The 433-nt window shown below is 43.2% G+C and carries 1 protein-coding gene; it reads right to left on the bottom strand.

The annotated features are described in order from the left end of the window. Positions 1-433 (bottom strand): oligosaccharide flippase family protein (locus SQ11_RS16050; RefSeq protein ID WP_041515212.1); only part of this gene is annotated, 433 nt, incomplete at both ends.

Raw genomic sequence — 433 nt, forward strand, 5'->3', positions numbered from 1 at the left:
TCCTTGCCTAGCAGTTTACCGATAATGGCGGTGTCTGCCTGGGTATAAAAAAACCAGAGCAGGCGTGATAAGGTGACATTTCCACCAAATGACAGCAGATTACGTATGCCAGACAAGGAAAATTTTGGGAGAAAATTAAGTGGAGCTATTACATTTATTGCGATTACATTTAACACGCTCGCCACAAGATTTCCCAGGACAAGCGCCCATACACCAAATTGTGCAAATGCCAGTGCCAATGTCAATATGCTTCCGATAATCGTTGTCGAGAAAGCAATGAGTGACAGGCTTTTGAATTTCAGCTGGCGATACAACTGAACACCAGGAAGCGTGCCGAAAATGGTCAATAAAAACTGGAGTGATAAAACCCGCAAAATAGGTATCAGTCTTTCTTCATCAAAAAAGGCTGCAATGGAAGGGGCCAGCAGATTAA

Origin of the sequence: Nitrosospira sp. NpAV (assembly GCF_000832065.1) — a bacterium.
Taxonomy (GTDB): domain Bacteria; phylum Pseudomonadota; class Gammaproteobacteria; order Burkholderiales; family Nitrosomonadaceae; genus Nitrosospira.